Annotated in this window: 7 protein-coding genes; all 7 read right to left on the bottom strand. The window is 32.8% G+C overall.

Features of this window, described 5'->3' with window-relative positions; genetic code table 11:
• Window positions 1–26: 26 nt before the first annotated feature.
• The 7 genes from EG242_RS12985 to EG242_RS12955 all read right to left on the bottom strand — a co-directional run bounded on the left by EG242_RS12985 (window position 27) and on the right by EG242_RS12955 (window position 9,174).
• Window positions 27–365, bottom strand: coding sequence for a hypothetical protein (locus tag EG242_RS12985; RefSeq protein WP_124900292.1), 339 nt, complete (start codon window positions 363–365; stop codon window positions 27–29).
• A 196-nt stretch (window positions 366–561) separates the two neighbouring features.
• Window positions 562–1,704 carry an acyl-CoA dehydrogenase family protein gene (locus EG242_RS12980; protein WP_124900291.1) on the bottom strand — a complete coding sequence of 381 codons (1,143 nt, stop codon included), beginning with the start codon at window positions 1,702–1,704 and terminating at the stop codon, window positions 562–564.
• Between the two features lie 36 nt (window positions 1,705–1,740).
• A complete protein-coding gene (locus EG242_RS12975; protein ID WP_124900290.1) occupies window positions 1,741–2,592 on the bottom strand; it encodes a helix-hairpin-helix domain-containing protein in 852 nt (283 codons plus the stop codon).
• The gene (locus tag EG242_RS12970; RefSeq protein ID WP_124900289.1) at window positions 2,589–3,854 is read right to left on the bottom strand and encodes a DUF2851 family protein; all 1,266 of its coding nucleotides are present in this window, start codon (window positions 3,852–3,854) and stop codon (window positions 2,589–2,591) included. Before EG242_RS12970 ends, EG242_RS12975 begins: the two co-directional genes overlap by 4 nt.
• Before the next feature lie 123 nt (window positions 3,855–3,977).
• Entirely contained in the window at window positions 3,978–5,339 is a 1,362-nt protein-coding gene (locus tag EG242_RS12965) for a pyridoxal-phosphate dependent enzyme (RefSeq protein ID WP_124900288.1), read from the bottom strand.
• Window positions 5,340–5,406: 67 nt separating this feature from the next.
• Window positions 5,407–7,434, bottom strand: a complete 2,028-nt coding sequence (locus EG242_RS12960) for a putative porin (protein WP_158608877.1) — start codon at window positions 7,432–7,434, stop codon at window positions 5,407–5,409.
• A 105-nt stretch (window positions 7,435–7,539) separates the two neighbouring features.
• On the bottom strand, window positions 7,540–9,174 hold the full coding sequence (locus EG242_RS12955) for a RagB/SusD family nutrient uptake outer membrane protein (RefSeq protein ID WP_124900286.1): 1,635 nt from the start codon (window positions 9,172–9,174) through the stop codon (window positions 7,540–7,542).
• Window positions 9,175–9,185: the final 11 nt, after the last annotated feature.

Raw genomic sequence — 9,185 nt, 5'->3', positions numbered from 1 at the left:
TTGTATTCGACAGAAATATTAACAACCTAAAAATTAATCTCGTTTAATAATGCACTATGGGTTTCATTAATATATTCTTGAAAACCATCACTTATATTATTCGTTTCAACTATATGGAAATATTTATCATAAACAACATTCAGTTTACTCTCATTCTTTAATTTTCTATAATCTAAATGTTTTCTCAATCCCAAAAGAGCAATTTTCAATCTTTCTACCTTATAATCATTCAGTATATTATTCAATAAATCATCTAATAATGGAGCTCCTAATGTGCGTTTAAATTCTTCACCTTTATAAAGTTTATTAAATATTCCTATTAAAATTTCCGCATAACCTTCACTCATTCCTCCTTCAGAAATCAACTTATCAATTCCTTCACGTCTTGAAATCTCTTTAGTTAGAACTGTTTTTAAAATTTCATATATCTTTTTATTTTTTCTGAATCATCCATTTTGTAGTTTTTAATTAAATCAAATATATTTAACTTTACTTAAAACAAAAAAAGGAAAAACCATCACAGTCTTTCCTCTTTTATCTATTTTCTATTATCTAAAAAGGTTACTCTTTTAAAAGGTTTCTTGAAATTACTAATTTTTGAATTTCGGTTGTTCCTTCACCAATAGTACATAATTTAGAATCACGGAAGAATTTCTCTACCGGGAAATCTTTTGTATAACCGTAACCACCGTGAATTTGAATTGCTTCTGTTGAAACTTTTACACAAACTTCAGACGCATACATTTTTGCCATTGCACCTGCTGTTGTCATTGGCTTGTGGTTGTTTTTTAAATATGCAGCTTTGTGTAATAACAATTCTGAACATTCAATTTCTGTAGCCATATCAGCCAATTTAAAACCAATTGCTTGAAATTCTGAAATTGGCTTACCAAACTGCACACGTTCTTTTGAATATTTTAAAGATGCTTCGTAAGCGCCTTTTGCAATTCCTAAAGATAAAGCTCCGATAGAGATACGACCACCATCTAAAATTTTCATAGCTTGGATAAATCCTTCACCTACTTCACCTAAACGGTTTGCATCAGAAACACGACAATTGTCAAAAATCAGCTCAGCTGTTTCAGAAGCGCGCATTCCCAATTTATTTTCTTTTTTACCTGATGTAAAACCCGGAGTTCCTTTTTCAATTACGAAAGCGGTCATTCCGCGAGAATCACCTTTTTCACCTGTACGAACAATTACAACAGCAACATCGCCAGAAATTGCGTGCGTAATAAAGTTTTTAGCTCCGTTAATAACCCAGTCATTTCCATCTTTAACAGCAGTTGTTGCCATACCGCCAGCATCAGATCCTGTGTTGTGTTCGGTTAATCCCCAAGCACCGATCCACTCACCTGTTGCTAATTTAGGAATCCATTTTTTCTTTTGCTCGTCGTTTGCGAACGTTAAAATATGATTTGTACATAATGAATTGTGAGCCGCAACCGACAAACCAATCGAAGAATCTACTTTAGAAATCTCTTCAATTATGGTAATGTATTCGTGGTAACCTAAGCCAGATCCGCCTAATTCTTCAGGAACCAAAACACCCATATACCCCATTTCTCCTAATTTCTTAAATAATTCTACAGGAAAAGTCTGCGCTTCATCCCATATCATTATATTCGGTCGGATTTCTTTTTCTGCAAAATCTCTAATAGATTGTGCAATCATTGCTTGTGTTTCGTTGTATTCAAAATTCATCGTACTGTATTTTATCGTTGTTTTTTGCTTATTTTTCTAAAAAGCCAAATATAACTTAATTATCTTTAATTTGTCAAGAGGAAAATTATTAATTTTTTCTAAATCTTCAATTTTCAACGGATTTTCTTGTTTGCTGCGATAAACTACAATTTCTCTTGCTAAATAAGAAGTTATATACGGAATTTTCGCCAAATCTTCTTTACTGGCAGTATTAACATTTACTTTTATAATTGTTGCAGCAACTTTAATAGAAGTATTCTGTTTTAATATTTTAACAGCTTCGGGACGCAATCCTTTTATAAAATCGATTTGATGGATCGATACAAAACCTCCTAATTTTTCGCGTTCATTGATAATTGCATTCGCATAATAATCGCCAATTCCTTTTATGGCAACCAAGTCTTCAACAGTCGCTTTGTTTAAATCGATATTTTTAAGAACAACCGGCGCGCTATTTTCGATATAAGTATTCGATTTTTTATTCTGTGTCCATTCTGGAAATTTAAAATAAGGCGAAATTTTATCAAGCAGTTCCGTTGAAACTCCTGTTACTTGTTGAAACTCGGCAGCAGAATTTATATATTTTCCTGTTGCTCTATATTTTAGTAATTTATCGATTTCGACAGTGGTCATTCCTAATTTAAATCCTTTGTAATCATTGATAAAATTTGGATTAAACGGCTGCATCTCATATTTTTTCAACACCAGCTGTTTTAAACTATCAATTTGTAATTGTGTTGCAGCATCAACCTTATAATTAGCTGTTTCGTTAGTAAACGATCTACTTTTAGCAATTAATATCACAAACTGCAAAAGCACGATGATTACTACAAAAACCACAAGAGCTCTGCGTTGTTTATTACTGAAATACGGAAGCTGCATTTTCATCTGTTCATTAATTTTATACCTATTTCACAGTTTAAGCATCTTTTTAAATCGCAATAATTCTTTTTTAGAAATAAAACAGACTGACTGTCTAAGGACGATGTTAAAGGAATATTCATTTTCTTAAACATATCTGTGGTGCTGTTTTTTTCTAGATCGATTGATTGATAGTGCTGTAAAACTTCGTCTATCATATCTTTACCCAATTGCTGATGATACACATATTGAAAAGGTAAAATGGTATTTATAAGCAATAAGTTGTAAAACGATTGTGAGACCGTTTTTTTTCGATTTTTATGCTCTTTGCCAAACACGTAGTGCGTTTGCCAATAATTTGAAATTTGTATATCTAATAATTTATTGTTAACCGATATGCTTTCAGGATTACGAATAAGATCGAACAAAAAAGGCTGATTGTAAATAAACGTAGCAAACTGAACCAACCGTATAACCGGAAAATTATCTGGACGCAATTTGTAATAAGACGGCGTAAGGTTATTTTGCTTTAACTGATATTTTTGCTTTAAATATGCATAGGTTTTTTGTAGCGTTTTAAGGTAATAATCTTCACTTTCTGATTGCAACAGATTGGCGGTTCCTAAAAACAAAGCTTCTAGATGCACCAAATGTGCCTGTTCTTTCCGAATGATTTTCAATGGCAAATTTTTCGCAACTTCATAGAAAACCTCTCCGTTTATATTCAACCCGAAATTACGAAGCAACATACGGTAAAACGATTCTTCCCAATTGTTATTGGTTTGCTTTAGTTCTTTTACAATTCGATTAGTAAATTGTTCTAAACGCTCAATCATTAACTTTTCTTTCCACAAAAGCCAATCAAACGAATTGAACTGTTTAATATAATCTTCGCAAAAAATGTACTGAGGATTTAACTTGAACTGATGATATGCGTTAAAAACATCTTCTGAAATATAATCTTTTAAAACAATAGTAGGAATTTCGGTTCCGTTAGATCGTAAAACCGATAAATCGTTGTGCCAAACTACATGCAGAATTACGTTCTGATAAGCAGGATCGATTTCATGATGATGCGCATACCAATCTGAAGCATTTATGTGCATTTCTACGTTTCCTGCCCATAATTGCCCGTCGATATAAACTTGTGCGTTAAAAAAATCCGGCCCTTCTGTCCCTAAATACAAACCGAAATCTTTTATAACAACCTCATTGTTCTGAACTGTTTTGAGTGAAGTATTGTTAAGCTTTTTGAATCTCCACACATAATGTAAAAAATCTTCCCGCATATTAAAAAAGCTTTTTATAAATGTAATTTATTTTTTCAAAACTTCCTAATTATCAACTGTTTCAATTGAAATAATTTTAAGCAACTATAAAAAAAGGAGCAACTTAATGTTACTCCTTTTTTGCTATTTAATATTATTAATGATATCGTATTTAGTAATGATATGATGTTTACCGTTGCCTAAATCAACCAAAACAGCGTTGTTGTCTTTTGTGATTAGCTTAGCAACATCTTCTACCGTGGTTTGCAGCGAAACAATTGGGTAAGGTTTGCGCATTATATCTTTAATCGGTGTATCGGCAACATTGCTGTTGTTTACAAATGCATTAAAAAGATCCACATCTTCTAACGATCCAACAAAACCATTAGTATCAATTACCGGAATTTGCGATATTTTATATTTACGCATTCTATCAATTGCGTGGCTTGCCAATTCTTCTGTACGAACAATTACCAAAGGTTTATCGATATGATTTTTGATTAAATCGTGCGCCGTAACAATTTCTTCTTCTAAATAACCACGTTCACGCATCCAATCATCGTTAAAAATTTTACCAATGTAACGCGAACCTGAATCGTGGAACAAAACAACCACTACATCAGTCGGCTTTAGTTGATCTTTCATTTGCAACAATCCTTTAATTGCCGAACCAGATGACATTCCTACAAAAATCCCTTCTTCTAAAGCTAATTTTCTACAGAAAACCGCTGCGTCTTTATCGGTAACTTTTGTAAAATGATCGATCACAGAAAAATCAACATTCTTTGGAAGAATGTCTTCACCGATACCTTCTGTTACGTATGAATACACTTCGTTCTCATCGAAAATACCCGTTTCATGATATTTTTTAAAGACCGATCCGTACGTATCAACTCCCCAAATTTTTACATCAGGTTTTTGTTCTTTCAGATATTTTCCAACGCCCGAAATTGTTCCACCTGTACCAACACCAACGATAAAGTGCGTAATTTCACCATTTGTCTGATTCCAGATTTCAGGACCTGTTTGTTCGTAATTTGCTTTTGCGTTTGATGGATTATCGTACTGATTAACGTACCAAGAATTCGGCGTTTCTTCTGCCAAACGTTTAGAAACCGAGTAATATGAACGTGGATCGGTTGGTTCCACATCGGTAGGGCAAACAACAACCTTAGCACCAACGGCACGCAAAATATCCATTTTTTCTTTAGACTGCTTATCGGTAATTACACAGATCAACTTGTATCCTTTCACAATAGCTGCCAATGCCAAACCCATTCCGGTGTTTCCTGATGTTCCTTCTATGATTGTTCCGCCTGGTTGCAAGCGTCCGTCTGTTTCGGCATCTTCCACCATTTGCAAAGCCATACGGTCTTTACAAGAATGTCCCGGATTAAAATATTCTACCTTTGCAAAAACCTTACAAGGCAAATCTTTTACAATTTTATTTAACTGAACCAAAGGCGTGTTTCCAATGGTTTCTAATATATTTTTTGCGTAGTTCATTACTTATAAATTTATGCAAAGATACAATATGCTTTTTAGAAAAGAAAAAAGTTGTATTACTACAACTTTAATTAAAGAAATTCCATTTCATACCCAATCTAAAAGTTAAATCGCGGTAGGGATATGTTGGTGAATTGTAGTAATTATAACCCGTAAATTTTGAATTAAAATGATCTACGTTAATATATATTTGAGCCGTTTTAATTTTTAAATTCAAAAAGAAATCAAACATTGGAAAATTCCCTATTTTAATTTGATCCTGAACAATAAAATCACCTAAAACAGGGTGATATTCGTTTGCATAATACTTTGTAAAGTAGTTAAAGGTAATTCCCGTTTGAAAAAACAGCGCTTTACGAAAGGCATAATCTTGATAATAAATGGTGTTTCGTGTAACAAATTGCGGAACATTTAAAATATCATTATCTTGAATTACTTGCTGAAACATAACAGTATTATCTATCCCCCAGTTATTAAAAGTAAAATCTTTTTGCGCCTTAACCATAAAATAGTTAATTACCTTGCCGTACTGTTTAGGCGTAACCAATAATTGTGCATATCGTCCGTTAGCATCAGTTGCCAAAGCATCGTTACTAAAATATAATTTATCTGTAATTAATTGATATGTTCCTTCCAAATTAATAAAAGGCGAAATAACCTTTGCATTTAACGTACTGTATTTTTCGTTAGAGAAATCATTTAGCCAATTTAAACCAATGTATCCACTTTGAAAAAACTGATAAGTGTAATCGGGAATTCTGCTTTCTAATTGATAAGTAGCTTCAATTCCGTATGATTCATTCAAATTAAAGGCTGCATTTATTTTTAAATCTGTTAGCGATCTACCAATAACAGACTGTTTAAAATAAGCATCGGCAACAAGATGTTCTTTATTCAACATATAAGATCCACCAAGTGTAATAATATCATCTTTTAGCTGATTTGGAATTTTATTGCTTGCTGCATCTATTACAATAGACTGATAACGATGGGTAAAATTATACATCCCCGCGCTTACTGCAAATAAACCAACAGTTTTAGAATCAAAGGCTAAATCTACCGAATTCTCAAACCGCATGTGTCGCACCTTATCATAAATTCCTGATGCAAATGATTCACCAAAATACGGTTGTCTATCATTAAAAGGCTTAACATTTGCTTGCTGAAAAACATTAGAAAAATATTCGTAAGTAAATTGGTGACGAATAAGTGTTTTGTTATTTTCTGATTTATTAAACTGAAAACTGTGGTCGAAATAGCCACGCAAGCCTTTAAACAATGATTTACCTTCTTCAATTTGGACTCTTAATTGCTCTCGATTATTAAAAGGTTCATTAGAAGATTCAAAATTATTTGTAAATACCAAACCACCGTTTTCTTCGTTTGAAATATCTTGAAAAGTTATATGGTTTTTAAATTGATAGCGTTTGTTTTTAGTAAAATAACTAGATCCAATTCTAAAATTTCCGTTAGAAGTTAACTGATTTACATATTTACCTTGCGAACGTAAACCTCGATAGCCAAGAAACACATTAAATTGTTCGGAAGTATTCATTGTTATTAATGCATCCAGATTTTGTCCTTTACCTGTAACACTACGATACATCAATTCTGATGCTGGTGTAGGAACACTATAATAACTGATATCTTCTTTATTTAAATAAGAAAATCTACGTGCATTAAACCCAACATTAATAACATTATTTACATTCAACACATTCGGATCTAATGATTGAAACGTTTGACCATCGTTACTAAACTGAAGTTTTCCAAAAATATCCTTACGTAAATAGTTAAAGGCATATTGCTTTTTAAGATTAAGGATTGTATCAAAAGTAGATGCTCCTTTAATCTCGTTAAAAATCTTGTATTCAGAAATAGGCGCAACCGTATCGCCTGCTTTGGTAATAATCTTTTTTACTTTTAAAGAATCGTTATCAGACAAATTTACCGACGAAAAACGATCTACCGAGTTAGCAGTCCCAACTCTGGTAGTATTCAACGTATTTCCTGATTTAATTTTTTGACCTGATTTTCTTACCTGCCCAAAACATGTAAAAGAAAATAACAGTACAAAAGTCAAAATAAAACGCATAGATGCAAATTTTACACAAAAATACATTTTTTTAGCAACTATACTATACAAATAAAAAAAGAGATGCAAAATGCATCTCTCTTTTAAAATATTTAAAACTACTGATTAAAAACCAGGGTTTTGAACCATATTTGGGTTTGAAACCATTTCAGATCTTGGAATTGGCAACGTCAACCTTGTACTATTTGCAGGTAAATTACAAGCCCCTGTAGATACACAATCTTGAGGATCACGCACGAAACCAGGAGAACCAGCACGTACACCTAATCGTTTCATATCTAAGAAACGTTGACCTTCAAAAGCGAATTCAACTCTTCTTTCTTCTAAAATTCTAGCATAAGCCGCTTGAGCTGAAGAGAAGTTAGTTGGCATAACCAAAGCTGTACCATCACCAGCTATATTTCTGTTAACTCTAATATTAAAAATAATAGACTCCACATTCGAAAAATCGTTTAAAGCTACAGTTCCTGTGTATTGTCCTTCAAACGCACGTTTTTCAGCTAAAGCTAATAACATATCTGTGTAACGGAACATCCAAAGACTATTCATTAAAGGTCTGTTTGTAATACCAGTATATTTACCAATATTTAAAACGTCATCTGTTTTATATTTATCTGGAGTTAGAGATGCATAATTTGTTGCAACTTTAGAATTACTGAACACAGAAACTAAATAACGTGCTTCTAATCTTGTTGCGCTGTAAGGAGTTCCTTGCTTTGCAGGCTCTAATTTATCTAACTCATTATACAATGAACGTCCCATTTCCATGTATGGTTGGTCGCCGACTCTTGCTGGATACCATGAAGCAGCAACCCCTGATTGAACACCACCTTGTGTAGGCACTCTATTTAACTTAAATATACCTTCTGTAAAATCAGCAGTTTCAGCACTTTCGCCAAACATTGCTAAATACGTCCCAACATCTGCAATAGATTTACTAGCGTCTAAAAGATTAAAAGAAGTTTCTAATTTTTCATATGCAGCTGCTGATTGCACCATAGAATACATTTTAATTAAAATAGACTCTAACATTTCATTTGATGCATAACCTGTTCCCGTCATACCACCTCCTGGATTTAGATTACCAGGCGTACCATCTGGCTTTTCAACTAATTTTTTTGCCTTTGAAATATCATCTTCTATAAATTTAACTATTTCAGAAACTGTAGATCTTTTTTCAAATCTTTTGTAATCATCGGTTTGTAAAAAATCAAATTTAATTACAGACAAACCATTAGGATTTGTATAATCAGGAGTAAAAAAAGCAAACAATTTATAATGAGAATAAGCTCTTAAAGCGTAAATATGTGCTTTATGGTTATTTAACTCATCAATACTTGCTTTATCAGCAGCAACTGATGGATTTAAGCCAACCATCATTTCGTCAATACGATTCAAAATTCGGTTTAAACGATTTACCACTCCATAATAACTTCCCCAAATACCTTGGGCATTATCATTTCCAGCTTGTAATAAAAAGGTATAACTACCGTCATTAATTCCTTGTCCAGCATTACCTGTTCCTACGCCTAACTCATCGGTAAAAAATGAATCAAAGTCAATCTCGGTTTCTCCAGGAAAAAGAGCATATACATAACGGATACCTTTACCAATATCAGCTGGCGTTCTAAAAACATCACTTTCTTCAGTGACAACTCCAGCTTGATCTATATCATATGCATCTGAACAACCAGTTAAAAGGGCAGATGCAAATAATGCACTTAAAAATATTTTCTTCATAATTTGTTATC

Origin of the sequence: Paenimyroides viscosum (genome assembly GCF_003858535.1) — a bacterium.
Lineage (GTDB): Bacteria > Bacteroidota > Bacteroidia > Flavobacteriales > Flavobacteriaceae > Flavobacterium > Flavobacterium viscosum.
Note: the sequence above shows the minus strand (reverse complement) of the source record. Positions and strands in the feature narration are given on the sequence as shown.